The following is a 23,152-nucleotide window of genomic DNA, read 5'->3' on the forward strand; positions in this document are numbered from 1 at the left end:
ATGCGATTTCAGGCTCTGATTTTGCATTTAGCGTCGCGAAATGCTTCAAAAATTAAGGAAAACCGATGTCAAGAATATGGCAATTCCGTGTTTATTAAAAAAGTTGACAAATTTGGATCGTTCCAATTAACTTAAGGGAACAGGAGACGGATATGAGCAAGAGCAGCATCACGGTCATCGATATCGCACGCGAAGCAGGCGTGTCGAAGTCGACTGTATCGCTTGTTCTGCGCGATAGTCCTCTGGTTCATGCCGAGACCCGGGCTAAGGTTCAGGAAGCGATTGAGAAGCTCGGCTATGTCTATAATCGCTCGGCCGCCAATCTCAGGCAGTCGAAATCGAAGATTATCGGGCTTGTGGTCAATGATCTGACCAACAGCTTTTTTGCCGAGCTTGCCGTTGGTGTTGATCGTGTCATGCAATCGGCAGGTTATGTGCAGTTTCTCGCCAATACAGCGGAAAGCATTGATCGTCAGCGCGAAGTGATCGCCTCGATGCGTGAGCATGGCATTGCCGGGCTGATCGTTTCGCCGGCGCGTGGCACCGAGGCTAGTGATCTGAAACCATTGGCAAAAAGCGGCCTGCCGGTTGTGCAGATGGTGCGTGATGTGCCGGGATCGGGTGTGTCGTCGATTGTTTCGGATAATCGTGGCGGCGTGGCAAAGGCGGTTGAGCATCTTCTCTCGCTGGGGCATCGCGTAATCGCTTTCATGGGCGGTTATGCGGATACCGCTGTTTTTGCTGAAAGAGTTGCGGGCTATCGTGCGGGACTTGAGCAGGCGGACATCGTGTTTGATGATGCGCTGGTCTTCACCTCTGCGCCTTCGCGTGCTGGCGGTGTTGAAGCAGTTGAGCGCATGTTGCGGCACGGCATGAAGCCGACGGCAGCGGTGTGTTTCAATGATGCTGTGGCCTTTGGGGTCTGCGATGGTTTGCGCGCTGCAAATCTGGAGCCGGGCCGGGATTTTGGAGTGGTTGGTTTTGACGATGTGATCGAAGCAAAGACCGCTGTTCCGGCACTGACAACTGTGGCTGTTGATCCGCAAGGTTTGGGAGAACGTGCGGCGCAGCTTTTGCTGAAACAGATCAATTCGGAACGGGTGGAGGCGGAGGCGCAGCGCTTGTCGGTGCGTCTTGCGGTGCGTGCAAGTTGCGGTACGCAATCTAAAAAGGAGGAGAAATTCGCATGGCAAAGTGGGGCCTTATAGGCGCAAGCACCATTGCAAAAGAATGGGTTATTGGTGCCATTCGCGCGACCGGTGGCGAAGTTGCGTCCGTTTACAGCACCAATGCTGAGCGTGGCGAAACCTATGCCCGCGAGAACGGGATTGCCCGCTCGGTGACAAGCCTTGATGCGCTGTTGTCCGATCCGGAAATCGACGCTGTCTATATCTCCACTACCAATGAACTGCACCGCGATCAGGCGATTGCCGCCGCCAAAGCAGGCAAGCATATTCTGTGCGAAAAGCCGCTGGCGCTGACGATTGGCGATGCCCACGAAATGCTAAAAGCCGTGCGTGAAGCGGGCGTTGTGGCGGGCACAAATCATCACTTGCGCAATGCTGTAAGCCACCGCGCCATGCGTGATGCGATCGCTCAAGGCAAGATCGGCAAGGTGCTTGGCGCGCGGGTTTTTCACGCGGTTTATCTGCCGCCGCATTTGCAAGGCTGGCGCATTGAGCGCCCTGATGCGGGCGGTGGTGTGATCCTCGATATTACCGCGCATGATGCCGATACATTACGCTTTGTGCTGGGTGAAGACCCGGTCGAAGCTGTGGCTTTCAGCCAGCAGGGTGGCCTGAGCGGCGCAGGGCTGGAAGACGGTGTGATGGGTGTGCTGCGCTTCTCCTCCGGCGCGATTGCTCAGTTCCACGATGCATTCACCACCAAATATGCGGAAACCGGCTTTGAAGTGCATGGCAGCGAAGGCTCACTCATTGCACGCAATGTCATGACGCAAAAGCAGGTGGGAACCGTCATTCTGCGTGACAAGGATGGCGAGCACGAATTGCCGCTCGACCAGAAGAATCTCTACGAAACCGCCTTGCAGGCTTTCCATAATGCCATCGCAGGTAAAGGTCAGCCTTCCGCAACTCTGGAGGATGGCATCTGGTCGCTTGCGACCGGGCTTGCCGTGCTAGAGGCTGCAAAGACCGGTAAGGCAACTGCTGTTCATTCAGGACTTTGAAAATTATGAGCAAACATATTTCATTTGCGGAAGCAGCATCACTTATTCCCGACAACGCTGTCGTTTCGGTTTCTTCGTCGAGCGGCCTCGGCTGTCCGGATATGATGCTGAAAGCCATTGGCGAGCGTTTTGATGAAACCGGTCATCCCCAGAATATCACCACGCTGCACCCAATTGCCGCTGGCGATATGAGTGGCATCAAGGGTGTCGATTACATCGCCAAAAAGGGGCTTCTTAAAAAGATCATCGGTGGTTCTTATCCGTCAGGGCCATCAAGTTCTGAGCCGCCGCTGATCTGGCAGATGATAACCAATAACGAGATTCCGGCCTACAATATTCCGTCTGGTATTCTGTTTGATATGCATCGCGAGGCGGCTGCCAAGCGTCCCGGTGTACTGACCAAAGTGGGGCTTGATACCTTCGTTGATCCCAAGCGTCAGGGATCGGCAATGAACGACAAGGCGCGTGAGGAGCCGGTCGTCAAGCAGGTCAGTTTTGAAGGTGAGGACTGGCTCTATTTCCCCAATATCGTGCCGCATGTGACGATCATCCGCGCTACCACTGCTGATGAACGCGGCAATCTCACCTATGAACATGAGGGCGCATATCTTGGTGGGCTGGATCAGGCGCTGGCTGCGCGCAACAATGGCGGCATAGTCATTGCGCAGGTAAAGCGCATCGCCAAGGAAGGCACGCTGAAACCGCATGATGTGCGCGTTCCGGGCGTTCTGGTTGACTATATCGTCGTTGATCCCGACCAGAAGCAGACAACACAGACACTTTACGATCCGGCAATTTCCGGCGAGATTTTCCGTCCGCTCGATACATTCCGCTTGCCGGAGTTCAATATTCAGAAGGCGATTGCGCGGCGTGTCGCACAGGAGTTGCAGGCAGGAAGTGCGGTTAATCTTGGCTTCGGCATTTCCGCCAATGTGCCGCGCATTCTGTTGGAAGAGGGTCTGCATGGTGCGGTGACCTGGGTGATTGAGCAGGGTGCTGTTGGCGGCGTGCCGCTTCTCGACTTTGCCTTTGGCTGTGCGTCCAATGCAGACGCCTATATGCCGTCACCCTATCAGTTCACCTATTTTCAGGGCGCAGGCTTCGACGCCTCGCTTCTGTCCTTCCTTGAGATCGGACGCGACGGCTCGGTCAATGTGTCGAAGCTGTCATTCCGTCCGCATGTGACTGCTGGTGCTGGCGGTTTTGTCGATATAACTGCAAGGGCCAAGAAGATCGTCTTCTCCGGCATGTTCAATGCAGGGGCGAAATTGTCGGTCGCTGACGGCAAGCTGGTGATTGAGAAGGAAGGTAAGCTCAAAAAGCTCGTTAATGAGGTTGAGCATGTTACTTTCTCCGGTCCGCGTGGTGTCGAGCAGGGGCAGGATGTTACTTATGTCACCGAACGCGCGGTTTTGAAGCTCACGGCGGAAGGGATTGTACTCACCGAAATTGCGCCGGGTGTGGATTTGCAGACGCATATTCTGGACCAAGCCGAGTTTCCGCTGATTGTTTCGGATCAGCTTAAACTCATGGATGAGGCACTGTTCCGTGACGAGCCGATTGGTCTGACACTGCCGCAAAAGCCTGCGCGAAAGCTGGAGGCATAAATGGCTCAACGGATAGACATCTCGATTGAGAACCACATCGCCGTCATAACCATCAAGCGGCCCGAAAAGCTCAATGCGTTTGATATCGAGCTTCTGCACGAATTGTCTGCGGCCTGTGATCGGGTGGAAGCGGAGTGCACCGTGCGCGTTGCGATCCTGACCGGCGAAGGCAAGGCTTTTTCCGCAGGCGGCGACATCAAGGCCTGGGGCGGCATGGAACCGGCAGAATTCGGCCATGCCTGGGTGCGCTACGGTCATCGGGTGTTCGAGCGGCTTGCGACTTTGCGTGTGCCGCTGATCGCAGCAATGAATGGTCATGCTTTGGGTGGTGGTCTGGAACTGGCAGGTGCCGCCGATATCCGCATTGTCGAACGACAGGCAAAAATCGGCCTGCCGGAAACATCGCTTGGTATGATCCCCGGCTGGTCGGGCACGCAGCGTCTCGTGCGCCGTTTCGGTGCGCAGATCGTGCGCCGCATGGTGCTGGGTGGCGAAATGTTCACGGCCGAGGAAGCGCTGTCGCATGGGATTGTCGATCATGTAGTGGAGACGGGCGCAGCTCTGCAGGCGGCGCAAGACTATGCGGCGCGGGTGGCCAAGCGCGGACCGGCTGCGTTGGAAATTTCCAAGCTGATGCTGTCGGTCGCCAATGGCGAGGACAATGGCACGGCAGTTGAGGCGCTGGGTTCCATTCTGGTCGCCAAGACCAGCGATCTGAAAGAAGGCGTGCGCTCATTTACCGAAAAGCGCGAAGCAAATTTTGAAGGAAAATGGTGATGAGCGTAGTCGTAAAACCGCAGCCGCTAAACGGGCTTGAAGTTCGTGAATTCTCGATGCTGATCGATGGTAAATGGGTTGGAAGCCAAAGCGGCGAGACTATTGAACGCGTAGCGCCCGGCCATGGCGTGACGGTGAGCCGTTATCCCGCTGGCAAGAAGGCCGATGTGGATCGCGCGGTAGCTAGCGCACGTAAGGCTTTCGATGATGGGCGCTGGTCGTCTAAAACCGCATCTCAGCGTTCGCTGATTTTGCTGAAAGCCGCCGATCTGATTGAAGCGCGGGCCGAAGAGCTTGCTTATCTCGATGCAATTGAAGCCGGCAAACCAATTTCTCAGGTGCGCGGCGAAATTGCCGGTTCGGTCGATATCTGGCGCTATGCGGCAGCGCTCGCACGCGATCTGCATGGTGAAAGCTATAATACGCTGGGTGATGGCACCCTTGGTGTCGTGCTGCGTGAGGCAATTGGCGTTGTTTCCATCATTACGCCTTGGAATTTCCCGTTCTTGATCGTGGGCCAGAAGCTGCCATTTGCTCTGGCTGCGGGCTGCACGGCAGTCGTAAAGCCTTCGGAGCTGACTTCCGGATCGACATTGTTACTCGGCGAAATTCTGACTGAGGCAGGCGTCCCTGACGGTGTCGTCAACATCATCACCGGAACGGGCGCTGATGTCGGCCAGCATATGAGCACGCATCCGGATGTGGACATGGTGTCGTTCACCGGTTCCACAGGTGTGGGCAAGCTGACCATGGCCAATGCGGCGCAGACGCTGAAAAAAGTGTCGCTGGAGCTTGGCGGCAAGAACCCGCAAATCCTGTTCCCGGACGCGGATATGGATGCCTTTATCGACGCGGCCGTGTTCGGCGCATGGTTCAATGCAGGCGAGTGCTGCAATGCCGGTTCGCGACTGATCGTGCATCGCTCGATTGTCGATGAGATTGTTGGGCGCGTTGCTGATCTGTCGAAGAAAGTGATCGTCGGCGATCCGCTCGATGTCAGCACGCAAGTGGGCGCGATCATCACGCCACAGCATTTGAGCAAGGTTGGCGCTTATGTCGCTCAGGCGAAAAAGGCGGGCGCTGCAATTGCCCATGGCGGCGACGTGCTGGATCTCGGCCTTGGCCAATATATGGGACCGACCATCATTGCAGGTGTGAAAGCCGACATGGCTGTTGCGCGTGAAGAAGTGTTCGGTCCGGTTCTGTCGGTGCTGTCTTTTGATACGGTGGATGAGGCTATCTCCATTGCTAATGCGGTTGATTATGGCTTGTCAGCTGGCGTGTGGAGCTGCGATTTCGATACTTGCATGAACATTGGCCGCAAGGTGCGGGCTGGTACGGTCTGGATGAACACTTTCATGGACGGCACGCCGGAACTGCCTTTTGGCGGTTACCGCCAGTCAGGTCTGGGCCGCGAAATGGGTCGTCATGCGGTGGAGGATTATACCGAAACCAAGACGCTCAACATGCATATCGGTGCGCGTACCGGCTGGTGGATGCCGCAGGCTAAGTAGGGAGTGACGGCTTTGGGAGGACAGCCGGATATCGTCATTATCGGATCGGGTATCGGCGGAGCGACAATGGCCGCCGGTCTTGCAGCGTCCGGTGCAGACATTCTCATTCTGGAGGCGGGCGAGCATTTGCCGGACAGACCGGAAAACCGCGACCCACGCGCCATTTTCCAGCGTGGCTTCTTTCGCCCGAAAGAGTTCTGGTATGAGACGGATGGCACGCCGTTTAATCCCGGAAATTATTACAATGTCGGCGGCAATTCCAAATTCTATGGCGCAGTGCTGGTGCGCTATCGGCGCGAGGATTTTGAGGAGCTTGCGCATCTTGAAGGCGTGTCTCCGGCGTGGCCCTTCGCCTATGATGAGCTTGAGCCCTGGTATTGCAAGGCGGAAGAGCTTTTTCAGGTGCGCGGTGAATTGGGCGATGACCCGACCGAACCCTATCATTCAAAGCCCTATTCCTATCCGGCCATCCGTGATGAAAGCCCGATTGCCGATTTGCGTGCACGGCTGAAGAGAGCAGGGTTGCATCCGGCTTCCTTGCCATTGGGTGTTGATATTGAGCGCTGGCTGGCGAAGGCCAAAACGCCGTGGGACGCGCATCCCAACAGCAATGACGGCAAGATGGATGCGGAGACTTGTCCGTTAGCACTTGCGCTCAAACATCCAAATGTCCGGCTTGAAACCTCCGCGCGGGTAACGAAGCTGGAAACCGGGCCCGATGGTAAAACCATTACCGCCGTTCACTATGCGAAGAATGGCGAGGCATTGGTCCTTCGGCCCAAACTGGTCATTCTTTCAGCGGGAGCCGTGCAGTCAGCAGCGCTTTTGCTGCGTTCGGGAGTGGCGAACCGTTCCGATCAGGTCGGTCGCAATTTCATGAACCACAATGCCAGTGCGGTGATTGGGTTTGATCCGCGTTATCGCAATGACAGCGTCTACCAGAAGACTTTTGGCTTTAACGATTATTATCTCAGCGATGGGGCTGGCGGGCCGCCGCTTGGCAATGTGCAATTGCTGGGGCGTGTGTCGGGCGCGATCCTGAAATCCAATATACGCCAGGTGCCGGAATGGTTTTTAAACCGCATTGCCGGACATACGATTGATTTTTACGCGATGAGCGAAGATCTGCCATCGCCGGAAAGTCGCGTGAGCGTGGATGGTGATCGCATCATTCTGCATTGGGTGCGTTCCAACTGGAAGGCGCATTTGATGCTGGTTGATAAGCTCAAATCCGCGCTGCGTGCAGCAGGATTTCCAATCGTGCTGTCGCGGGCGTTCGACAGGCGAACACCATCGCATCAATGCGGCACGGTGCGTATCGGCGATAATCCAGCAACAGCGCCGCTTGATCCTTATTGCCGTGCTTATGACCATCCCAATCTCTATGTGGTTGATGCATCGTTCCTGCCGACATCGGCTGCGGTCAATCCTGCGCTGACGATTGCGGCGCAGGCTCTGCGCGTTGCCGACCACATTAAAACGGAGGTACTGGTATGAGCCGTCAAAGACCCGTGGCACTGGTGACTGGCGGGCGGCGTGGTATCGGGCTTGGCATAGCGCGTGCTTTGGCCGCCAAAGGGTTTGATCTGGCGATTACCGACCGTGAACGTGATGAGGCGGTTATCCAAGAATTGCGCGGGCTTGGGGGAAGGGTGGCTTTCTTTGAAAGCGATCTGGCGTCTATCGAAACGCATGAAGCGACGGTTGCAGCCGTTGTGAATGAGCTTGGCGGCATCGATTGTCTGGTCAACAATGCGGGCATGGGTTCGGTCGAGCGCGGCGATTTTCTCGGGCTGAAACCTGAGAATTTCGACACGATTATTGATGTGAACCTGCGCGGCACGGTGTTTTTTACGCAAGCGGTGGTGAAATCCATGCTGGCGGTGACGGATGTGCGTTTTCCACGCAGTATCGTGACGATCAGTTCGGTTTCGTCGGTAATGACTTCGCCCGAAAGGCTTGATTACTGCATCAGCAAAGCAGGTCTGACAGCCTTCGTGCAGGGGCTTGCGCTTCGGCTGGCCGAAGCACGGATCGGCGTGTTCGAGGTGCGTCCCGGTATCATCCGCACCGATATGACAGCGCGTGTTGCCGAGCGTTATGACGGACTGATCGAAGGTGGTCTGGTGCCGATGAAACGCTGGGGCGAGGCAGGCGATGTCGGCGCTATTGTGGCCGGGCTTGCAGGCGGCGATTTCATTTTTGCGACGGGCTCGGCGATCAATGCCGATGGTGGCCTGTCGATTGCGAAGCTTTAGTTTCTCGGGAGGAGAAACGCATGAAGTATGACTATATCATTGTTGGCGGCGGTCCTGCCGGTTGCGTTCTCGCCAATCGTCTGAGCGAAGATGCAGCGATCAAAGTGCTGCTGCTGGAAGCAGGCGGAAGCGACTGGAATCCGCTGTTTCACATGCCTGCCGGTTTTGCAAAGATGACCAAGGGTGTGGCGAGCTGGGGCTGGGAAACCGTTCCGCAGAAGCATCTCAAAAACCGTGTGTTGCGCTATACGCAGGCGAAAGTCATTGGCGGCGGCTCCAGCATCAATGCGCAGATTTATACACGCGGCAATGCAGCCGATTATGATCTCTGGGCTAATGAGGACGGCTGTACCGGCTGGGACTATCGTCATGTGTTGCCCTATTTCAAACGCGCCGAAGACAATCAGCGTTTCAATGATGATTTTCACTCCTATGGCGGGCCGCTTGGCGTTTCGATGCCGTCTGCACCATTGCCGATTTGCGACGCCTATATCCGCGCGGGTCAAGAACTCGGCATTCCGTATAACCCGGATTTCAATGGTCGTGAGCAGGCAGGCGTCGGCTTTTATCAGCTAACCCAGCGCAATCGCCGCCGCTCGTCAGCATCCCTTGCCTATCTCGCGACGATCAGGGATCGCAAGAACCTTACCGTGCGGATGAATGCGCCGGTGCGCAGTATCGATCTGGAAAAGACCCTAGTCACCGGCGTTACACTGATGAACGGCGAGATTTTGCGCGCAAACCGTGAGGTGATTGTCTCGTCCGGCGCTATCGGCTCACCTAAGCTTCTGCTGCAATCGGGTATCGGCCCTGCTGATCATCTTAAAAAGGCTGGCGTTAATGTGAAGCACGATCTGCCGGGTGTGGGTGAGAACATGCAGGATCACCTCGATCTGTTTGTCATTTCCGAATGTACGGGCGATCACACCTATGATGGCGTGGCAAAGTTGCATCGGACGCTGGGCGCGGGCCTGCAATATATCTTTCTGCGCTCCGGCCCGGTGGCCTCCAGCCTCTTTGAGACCGGCGGCTTCTGGTATGCTGATCCGGATGCCCGCTCACCGGATATTCAGTTTCATCTGGGGCTTGGTTCGGGCATTGAAGCTGGCGTTGAGAAGCTCAAGAATGCAGGCGTGACGCTTAATTCTGCTTATCTGCATCCGCGTTCGCGTGGAACCGTGCGGCTGGCTTCCAATGATCCGGCTGCAGCACCCCTCATCGATCCGAATTACTGGAGTGATCCGCATGATCGGAAGATGTCGCTTGAAGGTCTGAAGATCGCGCGCGAAATTTTGCAGCAAGACGCACTAAAGCCCTATGTCATGGCCGAACGTCTGCCGGGGCCAAAGGTCGTCAGTGACGATGATCTGTTCGATTATGCCTGCGCCAATGCCAAGACCGATCATCATCCGGTCGGCACCTGCAGGATGGGGACAGATGCGATGGCCGTTGTCGATCTGGAACTTAAAGTGCGCGGTCTTGAAGGTCTGCGGGTTTGCGACAGCTCGATCATGCCGCGCGTTCCCTCGTGCAACACCAATGCGCCGACCATTATGGTCGGCGAAAAGGGTGCGGATATTATTCGCGGTCTCGACCCGCTGCCGCCTGTTGTGTTTTCATGGGAGAAAAACGAACACAAGCGGCGCGCGCGGGGTTAGTCTTCGTTCACCTCAAAACGCAGATAACCCGCGATGCCGGAGCCTTTGTAGTTCGGATTGTCGGACGGGTGGTTCACGCCGTCATTGACCGGAATGACCTTGAAGTCGAAAGGTGAGACGCCTTCGAGACAGGCGGCATTGACACCGAATTGTTGAGGGTTGGATCGGCGCTGGTGGAAGGTGTAGATCCCGCATTTCGAGCAGAAATAATGCTTGGCCGCGCCCGTATTGAATGTGTAGAGCGTCAGCGCATCTTCGCCTTCCAGAACTTCAACGCCATTCAGATCTGCGGAAACGGCGACAGCTCCACGCATTCGGCAATAGGAACAGGTGCAGCGGCGCGCAGTGTTAAGGCCATCTGATAGTTTGACGCGAAAGCGAACGGTTCCGCAGTGGCAGGCACCATTGGCAACTTCAATATTGGGGTTCATTCGGATCTCCTCTTTCGCCAGAATTTTATTTCAGTCTTTCCGGCTTTACCATTGGAAAAACTCAACTAAAGTCTCACTCACAAGATTTCGGGAGGGAATTTTATGAGTGGATTTGCGGTCGTCACCGGTGGCAGCACCGGCATTGGCAGGCATCTGGTCTCAGCATTTGCCGAAGCAGGTTACACTGTGGCTTTCAGCTATCTTGGCGATGAAGACGCTGCAGAGACACTCATGGAAGAGATTGAGCTTTCAGGCGGTCAGGCGCTGGGAGTCGCTTGTGATGTTGGCGTTGGAAGTGACGTTGACGCATTTTTCGATGAAGTCTGCAGCTGGTATGGCGATGCGCCTGACGTGCTCGTCAACAATGCCGGTATTCAGACCTGGGGGGCGTTGCTGGAGCTTTCGGAAGACGATTGGGACGATGTCATTCGCACTAATATGAAGGGCTGTTTTCTCAACACACAGGCAGCAGCGCGCCGCATGGTCGAGGTCGGCAAAGGCGGTGCGATCATCAATATAGGCTCGGGCTGCAACAAGCTCGCTTTTCCCAGCCTCGTTTCTTATACGGCATCAAAAGGCGGTATCGAGCAGTTTACCAAAGTCTCTGCTGTTGAGCTTGGGCCGAATGGTATCAGGGTCAATTGTGTTGCGCCGGGCGCCATTCTCAACGAACGCACAATGCAGGAACAGCCCGACTATGCAGACACCTGGAGCCGGATCACGCCGCTGCGTCGCGTTGGTTCTGCCGAGGATATATCAGGGCCGGTGCTGTTTCTGGCGTCCGACGCTGCGCGTTTTGTGACAGGGCAGACGCTCTGGGTCGATGGTGGTGTATTCTCGCAGGCCAACTGGCCTTATGGGGGGTAAGCCCCCCTTCCTCATCTTCCGCGCATCTGTTCGCCTGCGTGTTTTGCAAAGCGCAGGTTCCAGAAAGTTGCTGTCAGCGATATTCCGGTGACGATAAAGAAGGCGATCGAGAAATCCGAGGTCAGTGGCACGTCTCGGTCGTGCCAGGCCATGGATGAATGAAGGGCCAGCGCGCCGATACACACACCAAAGGACAGCATGAGCTGCTGGAAGGTTGAGTAAAAGCTGTTGGCCGAGCTCATCCGCTTTTCATCAACCTTGTCATAGGCCACCGTATTATAGGCGGTGAACTGGAACGACATTGAAAAGCCGGACATGAACAGCACGGCAAAAATCAGCCAGTGTGGCCATTCAGGGCCGAAGAAGCCACAAATCGCATAGCTGCACGATGAGAATATGCCGTTCACCACCAGTGACGAGCGGAAACCGAACCGGCGGATGATCTTGGGTGCGAAGGCTTTCATGGCCATGGAACCGAGCGCTGTGGCCAGTACCATATTGCCTGCAGAAACCGCTGAAATGCCAAAGGCGACCTGCAGCATCAAGGGCAACAGGAAGGGATGCGCCCCTTGAGTGATGCGGGTGATCGATCCGGCAATCATCGAGGTGCCGAAGCTTTCAATCCGCATCAGCGAAAAATCGAGAAGCGGGGCGGGATGCCGGCGCGAGTGGATGACGGTTGCAATTGCAAACACGATGCCGACCACAAAGAATTTGGCTGCCAGACCGCTGGTCGTGCTTGCACTTTCAAGGCCGAAAAGCAGCGCGCCAAGTGCTATGCCGGACAGGATCAAGCCGACGAAATCAAACGGCTCTCTGGTGTCGCTTTTATATTCGCCAATATAGAGCGAGACGAAAATCATGCCCAGAATGCCAATTGGCACATTGATGTAGAAAATCCAGCGCCAATCGAGCCAGGTCACGAACAGACCACCGATGGGAGGGCCGAGGATCGGGCCCATCAGGGCAGGGACCAGCATCCATGACATTGCCGAGATGAGATCCTTGCGCTCGACCGAGCGGATCAGAACCAGACGTCCGACCGGCAGCATCATGGCTCCGCCGGCACCTTGCAACAGACGGGCAAAGACCAGAAAGGGCAGATTTGGCGCCTGTGCGCAAAGGATCGAGCCGAGTATGAAAATGCCGATGGCAAAGCGGAACACGGTTCGGGTGCCAAAGCGATCGGCGATTTTGCCGCTTGCGGGAATGAAAATCGCAAGGCTGAGCAGATAGGAGGTGAGCGCCACGCTCATCGAAGGGGCGGCGACATCGAAATCCCGGGCCATTGTCGGCAATGCAGTCGCAAGGATGGTAGCGTCGAGCTGTTCCATCAGCATCGCGCTTGCAACGATCAGGGCAATAATCCGGAAATTGCTTTTCGCTTCCAGTGACGCGGTCGGTTCACTGGTCGAAGTCTGGGCTTCCGGCATAACACTCATGGTAGTTTCAGCTTTGCGAAGGCGCGGGTCTGCCCGTCAAAGCAGCCAGCATTACGGTCGATCGTCTCGGACGATCCTGGGGGATGTGTTCACGGTCAGGCTTTTGGTTCCAGGAACAGTTCTGCGCCTTGTCGCAAGACGAGCGCACGGCAAAAAAACATGCCAACCAGTTAGAGGGACTAAGAAGCCCACCGCAAGACCGTGAGCGGGTATAGCACAGGTTACGGAAAATCACAGGACTTCAAGATAATTTGAGCGCGAAGGGATTTGCCTGCCCGGACGATGAATGGTGATCCCGACTGGATTCGAACCAGTGGCCTCAAGATTAGGAATCTTGCGCTCTATCCTACTGAGCTACGGGACCAGTCATCAGAAACGCTCGTATTTGCCATTGATTCCAATGGCTCGAGCATTTTTCGACACATACTGTTTTTCATGGCTTTCGCCAACCCCGCAAAAAGCGGGGCAGGCGCATTTCTTTTGAACTCTGGATCAGGCAGCGAGTGCTGTTTCGATCACCGACACGAAATAGCTCACACCATAGGGAATTGCTTCATCGTTGAAGTCATAGGCCGGATGATGCAGGCCGGGTGTGTCGCCATTGCCCAGGAAGATATAGGCGCCCGGGCGCGATTCCAGCATGTAGGAGAAATCTTCTGCAGCCATCATCGGAGCCACATCGGTTTTCACCTTGCCTTCGCCAGCCACATTTTTTGCAACGCGGGCTGCAAAATCAGTCTGGTCATCGTGGTTGTAGGTCACAGGATAGTTGTTCTTGTAGCGAACGGTAATTTCCGCACCGCTCACCGATGCAATGCCTGCTGCTGCTTCACGAATACGCTTTTCGGCATAGGCGCGGGTTTCCTTGCTGAGCGTGCGCACTGTGCCTGAAAGCTTGGCCGTTTCAGGAATGACGTTATAAGCCTCGCCTGCGTGAAAATTCGTGACCGAGATCACGAGGGAATCGAGCGGATCGATATTGCGCGAAACAATGCCCTGAATGGCGAGATGCAGCTGTGAACCGGCAAGGATCGGATCAATCGTGCGGTGCGGTTGCGCTGCATGGCCACCGCGTCCCTTGATCGAAAGGTCGAATTCATCGGTTGCGGCCATGATCGGGCCTTTGCACATGGCAAACTGACCGACGGGAAGGCTTGGCAGATTGTGAACGCCATAGACTTCCGAAATGCCGAAGCGATCCATGACACCGTCCTGAACCATGGCAAGCGCGCCAGCGCCGCCTTCTTCAGCCGGCTGAAACAGCAAAACGGCAGAACCGCGGAAGTTGCGGGTCTCAGCGAGATATTGAGCGGCACCCAGCAGCATTGCCGTGTGACCGTCATGTCCGCAGGAATGTGCCTTGCCCGGATTTTTCGATGCCCATTCAACGCCGCTGGTTTCAGTGATTGGCAGCGCATCCATATCGGCGCGCAGGCCAATGGCCGGACCATCACCGTGACGCCCCTTGATGACCGCGACGACGCCGCTGCGGCCAACGCCGGTTTCGACCAGATCGCAGCCGAAAGATTTCAGCTTTTCTTCGACAAAACGTGCCGTTTCGTGAACGTCATAGAGCAGTTCAGGGTTCTGATGCAGATGGCGGCGCCATGCGGCGATCTCGCTTGCAGTTTCGACGACACGATTAAGCACTGGCATTTCGGAAATATCCTGAGATTCTCAATAAGCAGAAGTAGTGAGGATATGACGTTTCAGTGAAAGCGGGCAATCCCTATTTGCCTTTTGATTGCCATATGGCTTAGATAGAAGCAGTGTAAATCTTCCTTTTTGAATGACGTATTCGCACGCCGTTGTCACTTTAGCAGGTTGATACAACAGGAAGCGGAATCGATCGCCCGCAGACATTGCGGCTCTTGCTGATTGGAACTACGAATGATCTCGAAGTCGTTGAAAATCCTTTGCACAGCAGCGGCTCTTTCGGCCCTGACCTTGTCTGCTGCTCTGGCTAATCCATCGATTGCTGTGGATGTGGCCACCGGTAAGGTTTATTCCGCGCAGGACCCTTTCCAGCGCTGGTATCCGGCTTCGCTGACCAAGATGATGACCGCTTATGTCACGTTCCGCGCGCTTCAGTCGGGTCAGATGACGCTTGAATCGCCAGTGAAAATGACTGTCAATGCCTCGAAAGAGCCGCCGAGCAAGATGGGCTATCGTCCAGGCTCCGTGATGACGCTCGACACTGCGCTCAAGATCATGCTGGTAAAGTCCGCCAATGACGTGGCGGTTGCTGTTGCGGAATCCGTTGGCGGTTCGGAATCGGCTTTCGTGCAGCGCATGAATGCAGAAGCGCAGCGCATCGGTATGAGCGGTTCGCATTTTGCCAACCCGAATGGCCTGCATGATCCGAACAATTATTCGACCGCGCATGATTTGGCCGTTCTGGGCGTGCAGCTGCGTCGTGAGTTCCCGCAATATGCCCATTACTTCGGAACCGAAGCCATCGATACGGGCGACGGCAAGAAGCCGCAGGCCAACTACAATATTCTGCTTGGCCGTTTCGATGGTGCTGATGGCATGAAGACCGGCTTCGTTTGTGCTTCCGGCTTCAATTTGGCCAGCTCCGCGACCCGTCAGGGCCGCACCATTCTGGCTGTGGTTCTGGGTGCTGATCGTCAAGAAACGCGTGCGGTTCAGGCAGCACAGCTGATGACCGATGCTTTCCGCAACAATGGTGCCGGAGTGCCAACGCTAGGCAGCATGGTGCCGCCAGCAAACAGCGCCGCCTATCAGGCTGTTGATATGCGCAAAGCCATCTGCAGCCAGCAGGCCATGGCCGACCGCTGGGATGGTCGCGATGTCGAGGGCCGTTTGCAGCTCAACTCGCCCTATATTCATGCGATGACCCGCGAGCCGGTTCCCGTTGAAGTCGGCCTTGTTTCGGCTCCACCTGCAAAGGTGACGAAAGTCGGTCAGCTTGATATTTCGCAGGTTCCTGTGCCGATGCCACGCCCGCAGCGCGCAGCTGCCGGTGTGAATGCAGCCACAATCAACTAAGTCTGAGATCATGCCACAACCAATTCCTGTTTCTGTACTGACCGGCTTTCTGGGCTCGGGCAAGACGACACTGCTTAACCGGCTGCTGAAAGATCCAGAGCTGACCGATACGGCAGTCATCATCAATGAATTTGGTGAAGTGAGCATCGATCACCTGCTGGTGGAAAAGGCCAGTGAAGGTGTGATCGAGCTTGCCGACGGCTGCCTGTGCTGCACCGTGCGTGGTGAACTGGTCGATACGCTGGCTGACCTGATCGACCGCCTCCAGACCGGGCGCATCAAGGCATTGAAGCGGATTATCATCGAGACGACAGGTCTTGCCGATCCGGCACCTGTGCTGCACTCAATCATGGGTCATCCTGTTCTCATGCAGGTTCTGCGCCTTGATGGCGTGCTGACAACGGTTGACGCCGTCAACGGCATGGCAACCCTCAACAATCATGAGGAAGCTGTTCGTCAGGCAGCGATGGCTGATCGCATCATCATTACCAAAGCTGATCTGCCGGAGGCGCAGGCCGGACTTGCAGAGCTCAAGGCACGGCTCGAACAGCTTAATCCGGGTGCCGATATTCTTGAAGCATCCGATGGCCGCACCGGCTATGCGGCGTTGTTTGAATGTGGGCTTTATAATCCGGAAACAAAGACGGCGGATGTTCAGCGCTGGCTTCGTGCGGAAGCCTATGAGGATGATCATCACCATCATCATGATGACCACGATCATTCGCACCATCATCGCGATACGCATTCTGGGCATGGCCATGTCTGCGGACCGGATTGTGATCACGATCATGACCACGGCCATCACCACCACCACCACCATCATCATGATGATGCCATTCGTTCCTTCTCTCTGCGTCACAAGGAACCGATCCCGTTCTCGACATTCGAGATGTTTCTCGATCTGCTGCGCTCGACCCATGGCGAAAAGCTTTTGCGCGTGAAGGGCATTGTTCAGATCGCCGAAGATCCGGATCGTCCGCTGGTCATTCATGGTGTGCAGAAAATCTTTCATCCGCCAGCACGACTGCCGAAATGGCCCAAGGATGAGCATGAAACGCTGCTGGTGATGATTGTGAAGGATTTGCCGGAAACCTATGTGCGCGAGCTTTTCGACGCGTTTCTCGGCAAGGCAGGTATTGATCGTCCCGACCGCGCTGCGATGATGGACAATCCGCTGGCTATTCCGGGCTATTCAACACGCTAGAGCTTTTCGCGGTTAGTGTATCCGCTGCGCTCGCTCTATCTCTTTGTTTTTTATGCGCATCTTGTTCCGAAAACCGCTTCGCACTTTTCTGCGATATGCTTTAGAGCGCGTTTCGATCTGATTGTATCAGATCGGCGCTCTAAGCCTTTTATTTGAAGCATAATCTTATCGACCCTCGTTTCACTTCGATAGGACTTATGCCTCAGACATTATTTCTTCTGAATAAGAAAACGGTGAAGGTTTTCGTCGCGCTCCTGCTTGAGCAGGGCGTGGCCTTCCTGCGTGCAGAAATGCGGAAGGTCGATACCGGATAAAGGATCGGTTGCTTCGACCCAGAGAAGCGCGCCGCTCGGCAAATCCTGCAGGCGATTGCGCGTCTTTAAAACGGGAAGAGGGCACTTAAGCCCTCTCAGATCATAGACGGGAACGTCTTTATCCATCTGGTATTAGTTACCACCCAGCTTCCACCAGGCCTTCTTCTTTTCCGGTGCAGGTGCTGCAACAGCATCTGGGACCGTGCTTGCGGTGGTCATCGGTGAAACCGCTGCCGGATTTTCCTGCGGAACAGGGACTGCCGCAGTCTGAGCCGCAGTCTGAGCCGGAGTAGCAACTGCTGGCGTTGCAGCAATGGCCGTCGCAGGCTGTGCCGAGATCGGCGTTGCCGCAGGCTGGATATCCGGTGCATTTGGCGTTTCAGCCGATGCTGGCGAAAGCGACGGCGGTTCGCGCGTTACCTTCTCGCCGCGTGCACGCGCTGCACTCCATGCAGAGACCAGCTTGGCTTCTGCGATGCCCTGAATGGACGGCGAAGGCTTCTTCTGTGCCGCGCTGAATGCGGACTGGAACGTCTTTTCATAAGAAGACGTGTAAGCCATGGATTCCGAGCCGACCGAAGGTGGGCAGGCATCGGTCGCCGAAAGCGGCTGACCATCTGGCGTTGGCACGTTGAAGACATAACGCTTTTCGCAGACATCAACCTTTGGCGGAACCTTGGTTGTTTCAAAAGCGTCATAGCCCTGCTTGAGCATCTTCCAGAATGCGTAGTTCTGGTCGCTCTTGTAACGTGCCATGTTGGCTGCGGTCATGCGGAACGGGAAAGCCTGAATCTGGAAGTCGCGCTGACCGCCCTTGAAGGCATCGCGGCCAAAGGCATAAATCTCGCTGACGCTTTCGTCGGTCATCGAATAGCAACCCGATGACGAGCAAGCGCCATGCACCATCAGATTCTGTCCGGTACGGTTGTGCGCGCGGTCATAGGCGTTCGGGAAGCCAATGTTGAAGGCAAGGTGATATTGCGAATTCGGGTTCATTTGTGCCGGGCGAACATTATAGAAGCCCTCTGGCGCCTGACGATCACCCTCTACGAACTTCGGACCAAGCTTGCCTGACCATTTGCAGATCTCATAAGAGGCAATCTGGTCGTATTTGCCGTTGTTCTTCTGCTTCCAGACTTCGAGGACGCCTTCTTCCTTGAAAATACGAACCATCACCGGCGAAGTGCGCGTCATGCCCTTCGATTTCATCTTGGCGACGATTTTCTCGGAAAGAGGTTTTTCAGCGCGTAAGCTGAGATCGGAAACGGACGAGCCCTGACAACCGGCAAGCAGAGCGGATGCCAAGAGTGTTCCAAGAAGTGCGGTTCTGATCTTCATATCGCATCGAGCCTGTTAGAGCATTTCCAGCAAAAGTGCGAAGCGGTTTTGCATAGGATAATGCGTAAAAACAAATAGGTAGAACAGCCAGTATTCAACTTTCATCAGAATCTGATCGAAGCTGCGTCACCGACGCATTTAAGCAAATCTGACTTTTCGGTGCCCGGATATTAACAACTAAACCTTTCGGTATCGTTGATAAACCGTTGCTCAAATACCTAAAAAACAGAATGTCCGCAATATGGCGGAAATAATGGCACGATGCAAATCCGGCGCACCAAGGGCGCGCCGGAGCCAATTTTTGAAATTGTTGGTAAATTAAAGGTTACGACCGATGTCGAGGAACTTCTGACGACGCTCCTGCTTGAGCGTTTCGCCATCGACATCCTTCATCGAGCGCAGCGAGGCGGTGATGATGTCGCCCGCAGCCGCAATAACGGCATCCTTGCCGCGATGTGCGCCGCCAAGCGGTTCCGGGATGATGCCGTCGATGACCTTGAGATCGAACAGATCCTGCGCAGTGATGCGCATGTTGGAAGCTGCATCCTTTGCACGCGTGGAATCGTGCCAGAGGATCGAAGCTGCACCTTCAGGTGAAATCACCGAATAGATCGAATGTTCGAGCATATAGACGCGGTTTGCGACAGCAATCGCGATCGCGCCGCCCGAACCGCCTTCACCGATGATGATCGAGATGACAGGCACGCGCAGCTTGAGGCATTCAGCGGTGGAGCGCGCAATGGCTTCCGCCTGACCGCGTTCTTCAGCGCTCACGCCTGGATAGGCACCGGCAGTGTCGACGAAGGTGATCAGCGGCAGCTGGAAACGGTCAGCCATTTCCATGATGCGCACAGCCTTGCGGTAGCCTTCCGGACGGGCCGAGCCGAAATTGTGCTTGAGGCGCGTCTTGGTATCCGAGCCTTTTTCCTGGCCCAGAATGGCAACGGCCTGACCATTGAAGCGGGCAAAGCCGCCCTGAATGGCTTCGTCATTGGCAAACTGACGGTCGCCTGCCAGTGGCGTGAATTCCGTGAACAGCTTGTCGATATATTCGAGGCAATGCGGACGATCCGGATGGCGGGCGATCTGCGCCTTCTGCCATGGGGTCAGCTTGCGGTAGATATCTTTAAGCGCATCGGCCGAGCGTTTCTCGAGACGGCTGATCTCGTCGCTCATCTCGACACTGCCCTGTTCCTGAGCGAGTTTCTTCAGCTCAAGGATCTGGCCTTCGAGGTCGGCGACGGGTTTTTCAAAATCGAGATAGTTATACATCGGGCCTGACTATTGTGCGTTTCCAGAGATGTTGGCCATAAAACACGCTAGAAAACGGCTGTTTTACGACGCCTTACATATTTACTTCATGCGCATCTTGCAAATTTTTCTGAAATTCTCTTACCTGCAGAGCGCTTAATCGGCAAGCGGGTGATGTTCACTTACCAGCTTATGCAGTCTTTCTTCCAGAACATGCGTATAGATTTGGGTGGTAGAAATATCCGAATGGCCGAGCAATTGCTGCACGGTTCTCAGATCAGCACCGTTTTGCAAAAGATGGCTGGCAAAAGCGTGGCGCAGCACATGCGGAGAGATCGAGGCGCTGGAGAGGCCGGTTCGTGCGGCAAGCCCTTTTAATTCGCGCGCAAAGACCTGTCGCGCCAGATGACCGCTTTCGGAGAAAGCCGGAAACAGCCAGGGATTGTCGTCATAGCCGGGCAATGAATCGCGCAGAGAGAGAAAGTTCTGCAGTGCTTCACGCGCTTTTTGCGACAGTGGGACCATGCGTTCTTTCGAGCCCTTGCCGCGAACGATCAGAAAACGATGATCGGTGCGTGCCACACTGACTGGCAGCGTGACCAGCTCTGAGACACGCAGGCCCGTTGCATAAAGTGTTTCAAGTAGTGCGTGCAGGCGCAGCGCCTTGATACGCTCAGCCGGTTCCGGCGCTTCCCTTGCCTCAAGATCGGCGCGATCAAGAAGACGGCCGACATTTTCGACGCTCATGATCTTTGGCAGCGGTTTCTGCTTTTTAGGGGCATCGATAACGCCGGTCGGATCGTCCTGCCGGAAGCCTTCAGAATAAAGAAAACGGAAGAATTGCCTGAGTGCCGAAAGACGCCGTGCCTGCGAGGTGGCGGCAAAGCCTTCGTTCGACATGCCATCGAGAACATGGCGGACATCTTCGGTCTTCGCTTCTGCCAGATTAACGCCACGCGTCTGCATCACATCGGCCGCAGCTTCAAGATCGCGGCGATAGGATTCAAGCGTGTTGCCCGCGGCTCCACGTTCAGCGCTCATCATTTCAAGAAAGTTTTCGATGGCCAGTGAAGCGCGCATATTACTCCTGTCCAGTTTCGCTTGTTACCGGTTCATTGTCCGATACGGCAGGCGGCGGCGGTGCCACGACGGTCTGCTTCAATTTTGATGAGGGAATCTCGACCGTAATTTCGTGCGTGGTCGGTTTCACAAAGTTGGCAAGTGAGAACATTGCGCAATAGACTATGGCGGCAATAACAGCGAGCAAGGCAATGATGCGCGTCAGCGTGGGCATGAAGCGTTTATGCTGTGCTATTGAGACGAAAGCAAGGACGGGCAGTTCCGGCGCATAAAAACCCATGTCCGGTTCATTTTAGCCGATGAAAGCGATTGACGCCGCACGGTTTTTCATGTGGAACCGGAGGAAATGGATGAGGTCAATGAGCAGCACAACAAAACAGACAAATCTTAACGAGCAAGCGGATGCCGTCCGTCAGCTTCTTGGTGCGAAAGTCGTTGTTCTTGTTGGGCTGATGGGCGCAGGAAAATCGACCGTCGGCCGCAAGGTCGCAACCATGCTCGGACTGCCGTTTAAAGATGCGGATAATGAGATTGAATCTGCAGCCCGTATGACCGTGCCTGAACTTTTCGATGCCTATGGCGAAGCCGAGTTTCGGGATCTGGAGCGCCGGGTTATCCTGCGGCTGCTTGAAGATGGTCCTATGGTGCTTGCCACCGGTGGCGGTGCTTACATGAATGCCGAAACCCGTGAGGCGATTGCTGCCAATGGCGTGTCCATCTGGCTGAATGCTGAGCTTGATGTACTGATGGATCGTGTTTCGCGCCGTCAGAACCGGCCACTTCTCAAAAATGACGATCCGCGCGGCGTGATGCAGCGGCTGATGGACGTGCGCTATCCGGTTTATGCGCTCGCTGATCTGCATGTGATGACGCGGGACGACAAGAAGGAAGTGATTGCCGGTGAACTGATCGACGTTCTCACCGCGCATCTCACCAAGGGCGAAGCCTGACAATAGAGCGTGTCGCGCTTAAATTTAAACGCCACGCTCGCTCTATTTTGTTGTTTTTACGCATGTCGTTATCGGAAAGCCGCTTCTAAATTTTCCGCAACATGCATTAGGAGACTATCTGCATGAATACCCCTTTGAGCGCCGACAGTGTGACAGTTCCGGTTTCGCTGGGGGACCGATCCTATGAAATTCTGATCGGAAAAGGCCTGATCGCGCGCGCTGGCGAAGAAGTCGCAAAGCGTCTGCCGGGGATTCGTGTGGCAATCGTCACCGACGAAAATGTTGCCAAGGCTCATCTCGAAGCTCTGAGCGCAAGTTTTGCCCGTGCAGGTATCGAATCCACGCCGGTTATTGTGGCGCCCGGTGAGAAGTCAAAGTCCTTCTCGACACTGGAAACCGTGACCAATGCCGTGCTGGCTGCTCGTCTTGAACGTGGTGATGCGGTTGTGGCTTTTGGCGGCGGTGTCGTGGGTGATCTGTCCGGCTTTGTTGCCGGTATCGTGCGTCGCGGCATGAATTTCGTTCAGATGCCAACCTCGTTGCTTGCACAGGTGGATTCGTCCGTTGGCGGCAAGACCGGCATCAACACGCAGTTTGGCAAGAACCTTGTCGGCGTGTTTTATCAGCCGCAGCTCGTGCTGGCCGATACGGAAGTGCTTGATACGCTGAGTGATCGTGAATTCCGCGCAGGCTATGCAGAAGTGGCCAAATATGGCCTGATTGACCGTCCGGATTTCTTCGCCTGGCTTGAAAAGAACTGGGGTGAAGTCTTCGCAGGTGGTGCTGCACGCACGCAAGCAATTGCCGAATCTTGCCGTTCGAAGGCCGCGGTTGTGGCGCGCGACGAGCGTGAGAATGGCGACCGTGCTTTGCTCAATCTCGGACACACATTCGGTCATGCGCTTGAAACCGCGACCGGCTATGATTCAAGTCGTCTGGTGCATGGCGAAGGCGTTGCCATCGGCATGGCCTTAGCGCATCGCTTTTCGGTCAAGATGAACCTTTGTGGCGTCGAGGCTGCCGAACGCGTTGAAGCGCATCTGAAAGCCGTCGGGCTGCCGACATCGTTGCATGAAGTGCCGGGTGGCCTGCCGGATGCTGAAAAGCTGATGGATTATATTGCACAGGACAAGAAAGTGGCGCGTGGCGCGCTGACATTCATTCTGACGCACGGCATCGGTCAATCCTTCATTGCCAAGGACGTACCGCCTGCAGCAGTATTGGAATTTCTGAAGGAACGCCTCTCCGTCTGACACCGAAA

21 protein-coding genes and 1 tRNA gene are annotated in these 23,152 nt (G+C 55.4%); 13 read left to right on the forward strand and 9 right to left on the reverse strand.

The annotated features are described in order from the left end of the window. Positions 1 to 152 precede the first annotated feature (152 nt). The 8 genes from QSJ70_RS08825 to QSJ70_RS08860 are packed head-to-tail and all read left to right on the forward strand — an operon-like array spanning position 153 to position 10,002. On the forward strand, positions 153 to 1,208 hold the full coding sequence (locus tag QSJ70_RS08825) for a LacI family DNA-binding transcriptional regulator (RefSeq protein ID WP_064322214.1): 1,056 nt from the start codon (positions 153 to 155) through the stop codon (positions 1,206 to 1,208). Continuing rightward, positions 1,187 to 2,188, forward strand: a complete 1,002-nt coding sequence (locus QSJ70_RS08830) for a Gfo/Idh/MocA family protein (protein ID WP_285535806.1) — start codon at positions 1,187 to 1,189, stop codon at positions 2,186 to 2,188. The genes QSJ70_RS08825 and QSJ70_RS08830 overlap by 22 nt, the downstream gene beginning before the upstream one ends. 5 nt (positions 2,189 to 2,193) lie before the next feature. Next, positions 2,194 to 3,795: an acyl CoA:acetate/3-ketoacid CoA transferase gene (locus QSJ70_RS08835; RefSeq protein ID WP_215775819.1), complete on the forward strand. Its 1,602-nt coding sequence runs from the start codon at positions 2,194 to 2,196 to the stop codon at positions 3,793 to 3,795. After that, entirely contained in the window at positions 3,796 to 4,572 is a 777-nt protein-coding gene (locus tag QSJ70_RS08840; RefSeq protein ID WP_215775818.1) for an enoyl-CoA hydratase/isomerase family protein, read from the forward strand. Next, complete coding sequence (locus QSJ70_RS08845) at positions 4,566 to 6,086, forward strand: aldehyde dehydrogenase family protein (protein ID WP_285535809.1); 1,521 nt, start codon at positions 4,566 to 4,568, stop codon at positions 6,084 to 6,086. Before QSJ70_RS08840 ends, QSJ70_RS08845 begins: the two co-directional genes overlap by 7 nt. Positions 6,087 to 6,098: 12 nt before the next feature. Then, positions 6,099 to 7,583, forward strand: a complete 1,485-nt coding sequence (locus QSJ70_RS08850; RefSeq protein ID WP_215775816.1) for a GMC oxidoreductase — start codon at positions 6,099 to 6,101, stop codon at positions 7,581 to 7,583. Beyond that, positions 7,580 to 8,344 (forward strand): 3-ketoacyl-ACP reductase, encoded by a 765-nt coding sequence (locus QSJ70_RS08855; RefSeq protein WP_215775815.1) that lies wholly within the window; start codon positions 7,580 to 7,582, stop codon positions 8,342 to 8,344. The genes QSJ70_RS08850 and QSJ70_RS08855 overlap by 4 nt, the downstream gene beginning before the upstream one ends. A 20-nt stretch (positions 8,345 to 8,364) precedes the next feature. Beyond that, entirely contained in the window at positions 8,365 to 10,002 is a 1,638-nt protein-coding gene (locus tag QSJ70_RS08860) for a GMC family oxidoreductase (protein WP_285535811.1), read from the forward strand. On the opposite strand, the gene QSJ70_RS08865 is transcribed toward QSJ70_RS08860, so the two are convergent. Further along, the gene (locus QSJ70_RS08865; RefSeq protein ID WP_007872320.1) at positions 9,999 to 10,433 is read right to left on the reverse strand and encodes a GFA family protein; all 435 of its coding nucleotides are present in this window, start codon (positions 10,431 to 10,433) and stop codon (positions 9,999 to 10,001) included. The two genes, QSJ70_RS08860 and QSJ70_RS08865, sit on opposite strands and share 4 nt — an antisense overlap. A 102-nt stretch (positions 10,434 to 10,535) precedes the next feature. Here QSJ70_RS08865 and QSJ70_RS08870 point away from each other — a divergent pair, with 102 nt between their 5' ends. Beyond that, entirely contained in the window at positions 10,536 to 11,300 is a 765-nt protein-coding gene (locus QSJ70_RS08870; RefSeq protein WP_112814560.1) for an SDR family NAD(P)-dependent oxidoreductase, read from the forward strand. Between the two features lie 11 nt (positions 11,301 to 11,311). Here QSJ70_RS08870 and QSJ70_RS08875 read toward each other — a convergent pair whose 3' ends face one another. From QSJ70_RS08875 to QSJ70_RS08885, 3 genes are all read right to left on the reverse strand, one after another. Next, entirely contained in the window at positions 11,312 to 12,742 is a 1,431-nt protein-coding gene (locus tag QSJ70_RS08875) for a DHA2 family efflux MFS transporter permease subunit (RefSeq protein ID WP_007872316.1), read from the reverse strand. A gap of 287 nt (positions 12,743 to 13,029) precedes the next feature. Beyond that, positions 13,030 to 13,106, reverse strand: a tRNA-Arg gene (locus QSJ70_RS08880). A 128-nt stretch (positions 13,107 to 13,234) separates the two neighbouring features. Continuing rightward, positions 13,235 to 14,398: a M20 aminoacylase family protein gene (locus tag QSJ70_RS08885; RefSeq protein WP_285535813.1), complete on the reverse strand. Its 1,164-nt coding sequence runs from the start codon at positions 14,396 to 14,398 to the stop codon at positions 13,235 to 13,237. 234 nt (positions 14,399 to 14,632) lie between these two features. Here QSJ70_RS08885 and QSJ70_RS08890 point away from each other — a divergent pair, with 234 nt between their 5' ends. After that, positions 14,633 to 15,754, forward strand: coding sequence for a D-alanyl-D-alanine carboxypeptidase family protein (locus tag QSJ70_RS08890; RefSeq protein ID WP_007872307.1), 1,122 nt, complete (start codon positions 14,633 to 14,635; stop codon positions 15,752 to 15,754). Between the two features lie 10 nt (positions 15,755 to 15,764). After that, the gene (locus QSJ70_RS08895) at positions 15,765 to 16,958 is read left to right on the forward strand and encodes a CobW family GTP-binding protein (RefSeq protein ID WP_285535816.1); all 1,194 of its coding nucleotides are present in this window, start codon (positions 15,765 to 15,767) and stop codon (positions 16,956 to 16,958) included. A 209-nt stretch (positions 16,959 to 17,167) separates the two neighbouring features. Here the strand turns inward: QSJ70_RS08895 and QSJ70_RS08900 are convergent, their stop codons facing one another. The 5 genes from QSJ70_RS08900 to QSJ70_RS08920 all read right to left on the reverse strand — a co-directional run bounded on the left by QSJ70_RS08900 (position 17,168) and on the right by QSJ70_RS08920 (position 21,221). Next, positions 17,168 to 17,398: a sulfurtransferase TusA family protein gene (locus QSJ70_RS08900; protein ID WP_079212439.1), complete on the reverse strand. Its 231-nt coding sequence runs from the start codon at positions 17,396 to 17,398 to the stop codon at positions 17,168 to 17,170. A gap of 6 nt (positions 17,399 to 17,404) precedes the next feature. After that, complete coding sequence (locus tag QSJ70_RS08905) at positions 17,405 to 18,610, reverse strand: L,D-transpeptidase family protein (protein WP_007872300.1); 1,206 nt, start codon at positions 18,608 to 18,610, stop codon at positions 17,405 to 17,407. A 318-nt stretch (positions 18,611 to 18,928) separates the two neighbouring features. Further along, complete coding sequence (locus QSJ70_RS08910; protein ID WP_007872298.1) at positions 18,929 to 19,882, reverse strand: acetyl-CoA carboxylase carboxyltransferase subunit alpha; 954 nt, start codon at positions 19,880 to 19,882, stop codon at positions 18,929 to 18,931. Positions 19,883 to 20,017: 135 nt separating this feature from the next. Continuing rightward, on the reverse strand, positions 20,018 to 20,941 hold the full coding sequence (gene xerD / locus QSJ70_RS08915) for a site-specific tyrosine recombinase XerD (RefSeq protein WP_064322202.1): 924 nt from the start codon (positions 20,939 to 20,941) through the stop codon (positions 20,018 to 20,020). A 1-nt stretch (position 20,942) separates the two neighbouring features. Next, positions 20,943 to 21,221 carry a hypothetical protein gene (locus QSJ70_RS08920; RefSeq protein WP_502871672.1) on the reverse strand — a complete coding sequence of 93 codons (279 nt, stop codon included), beginning with the start codon at positions 21,219 to 21,221 and terminating at the stop codon, positions 20,943 to 20,945. Between the two features lie 79 nt (positions 21,222 to 21,300). On the opposite strand from QSJ70_RS08920, the gene QSJ70_RS08925 reads away from it, so the two are divergent. Together QSJ70_RS08925 and aroB are read left to right on the forward strand one after the other, a co-directional pair. Then, positions 21,301 to 21,891, forward strand: a complete 591-nt coding sequence (locus QSJ70_RS08925) for a shikimate kinase (protein WP_007872292.1) — start codon at positions 21,301 to 21,303, stop codon at positions 21,889 to 21,891. A gap of 122 nt (positions 21,892 to 22,013) precedes the next feature. Further along, positions 22,014 to 23,144: a 3-dehydroquinate synthase gene (gene aroB / locus QSJ70_RS08930; protein ID WP_285535818.1), complete on the forward strand. Its 1,131-nt coding sequence runs from the start codon at positions 22,014 to 22,016 to the stop codon at positions 23,142 to 23,144. Positions 23,145 to 23,152: the final 8 nt, after the last annotated feature.

The sequence above is a fragment of the Brucella sp. NBRC 12950 genome (genome assembly GCF_030268145.1).
Taxonomy (GTDB): Bacteria; Pseudomonadota; Alphaproteobacteria; order Rhizobiales; family Rhizobiaceae; genus Brucella.

Excerpts from the sequence above, each read along its gene's own strand:
- QSJ70_RS08825 (WP_064322214.1), top strand. The coding sequence starts at position 153 with ATGAGCAAGAGCAGCATCACGGTCATCGATATCGCACGCGAAGCAGGC.
- QSJ70_RS08830 (WP_285535806.1), top strand. The coding sequence starts at position 1,187 with ATGGCAAAGTGGGGCCTTATAGGCGCAAGCACCATTGCAAAAGAATGG.
- QSJ70_RS08835 (WP_215775819.1), top strand. The coding sequence starts at position 2,194 with ATGAGCAAACATATTTCATTTGCGGAAGCAGCATCACTTATTCCCGAC.
- QSJ70_RS08840 (WP_215775818.1), top strand. The coding sequence starts at position 3,796 with ATGGCTCAACGGATAGACATCTCGATTGAGAACCACATCGCCGTCATA.
- QSJ70_RS08845 (WP_285535809.1), top strand. The coding sequence starts at position 4,566 with ATGGTGATGAGCGTAGTCGTAAAACCGCAGCCGCTAAACGGGCTTGAA.
- QSJ70_RS08855 (WP_215775815.1), top strand. The coding sequence starts at position 7,580 with ATGAGCCGTCAAAGACCCGTGGCACTGGTGACTGGCGGGCGGCGTGGT.
- QSJ70_RS08860 (WP_285535811.1), top strand. The coding sequence starts at position 8,365 with ATGAAGTATGACTATATCATTGTTGGCGGCGGTCCTGCCGGTTGCGTT.
- QSJ70_RS08865 (WP_007872320.1), bottom strand. The coding sequence starts at position 10,433 with ATGAACCCCAATATTGAAGTTGCCAATGGTGCCTGCCACTGCGGAACC.
- QSJ70_RS08870 (WP_112814560.1), top strand. The coding sequence starts at position 10,536 with ATGAGTGGATTTGCGGTCGTCACCGGTGGCAGCACCGGCATTGGCAGG.
- QSJ70_RS08875 (WP_007872316.1), bottom strand. The coding sequence starts at position 12,742 with ATGAGTGTTATGCCGGAAGCCCAGACTTCGACCAGTGAACCGACCGCG.
- QSJ70_RS08885 (WP_285535813.1), bottom strand. The coding sequence starts at position 14,398 with ATGCCAGTGCTTAATCGTGTCGTCGAAACTGCAAGCGAGATCGCCGCA.
- QSJ70_RS08890 (WP_007872307.1), top strand. The coding sequence starts at position 14,633 with ATGATCTCGAAGTCGTTGAAAATCCTTTGCACAGCAGCGGCTCTTTCG.
- QSJ70_RS08895 (WP_285535816.1), top strand. The coding sequence starts at position 15,765 with ATGCCACAACCAATTCCTGTTTCTGTACTGACCGGCTTTCTGGGCTCG.
- QSJ70_RS08900 (WP_079212439.1), bottom strand. The coding sequence starts at position 17,398 with ATGGATAAAGACGTTCCCGTCTATGATCTGAGAGGGCTTAAGTGCCCT.
- QSJ70_RS08905 (WP_007872300.1), bottom strand. The coding sequence starts at position 18,610 with ATGAAGATCAGAACCGCACTTCTTGGAACACTCTTGGCATCCGCTCTG.
- QSJ70_RS08910 (WP_007872298.1), bottom strand. The coding sequence starts at position 19,882 with ATGTATAACTATCTCGATTTTGAAAAACCCGTCGCCGACCTCGAAGGC.
- xerD (WP_064322202.1), bottom strand. The coding sequence starts at position 20,941 with ATGCGCGCTTCACTGGCCATCGAAAACTTTCTTGAAATGATGAGCGCT.
- QSJ70_RS08920 (WP_502871672.1), bottom strand. The coding sequence starts at position 21,221 with ATGGGTTTTTATGCGCCGGAACTGCCCGTCCTTGCTTTCGTCTCAATA.
- QSJ70_RS08925 (WP_007872292.1), top strand. The coding sequence starts at position 21,301 with ATGAGCAGCACAACAAAACAGACAAATCTTAACGAGCAAGCGGATGCC.
- aroB (WP_285535818.1), top strand. The coding sequence starts at position 22,014 with ATGAATACCCCTTTGAGCGCCGACAGTGTGACAGTTCCGGTTTCGCTG.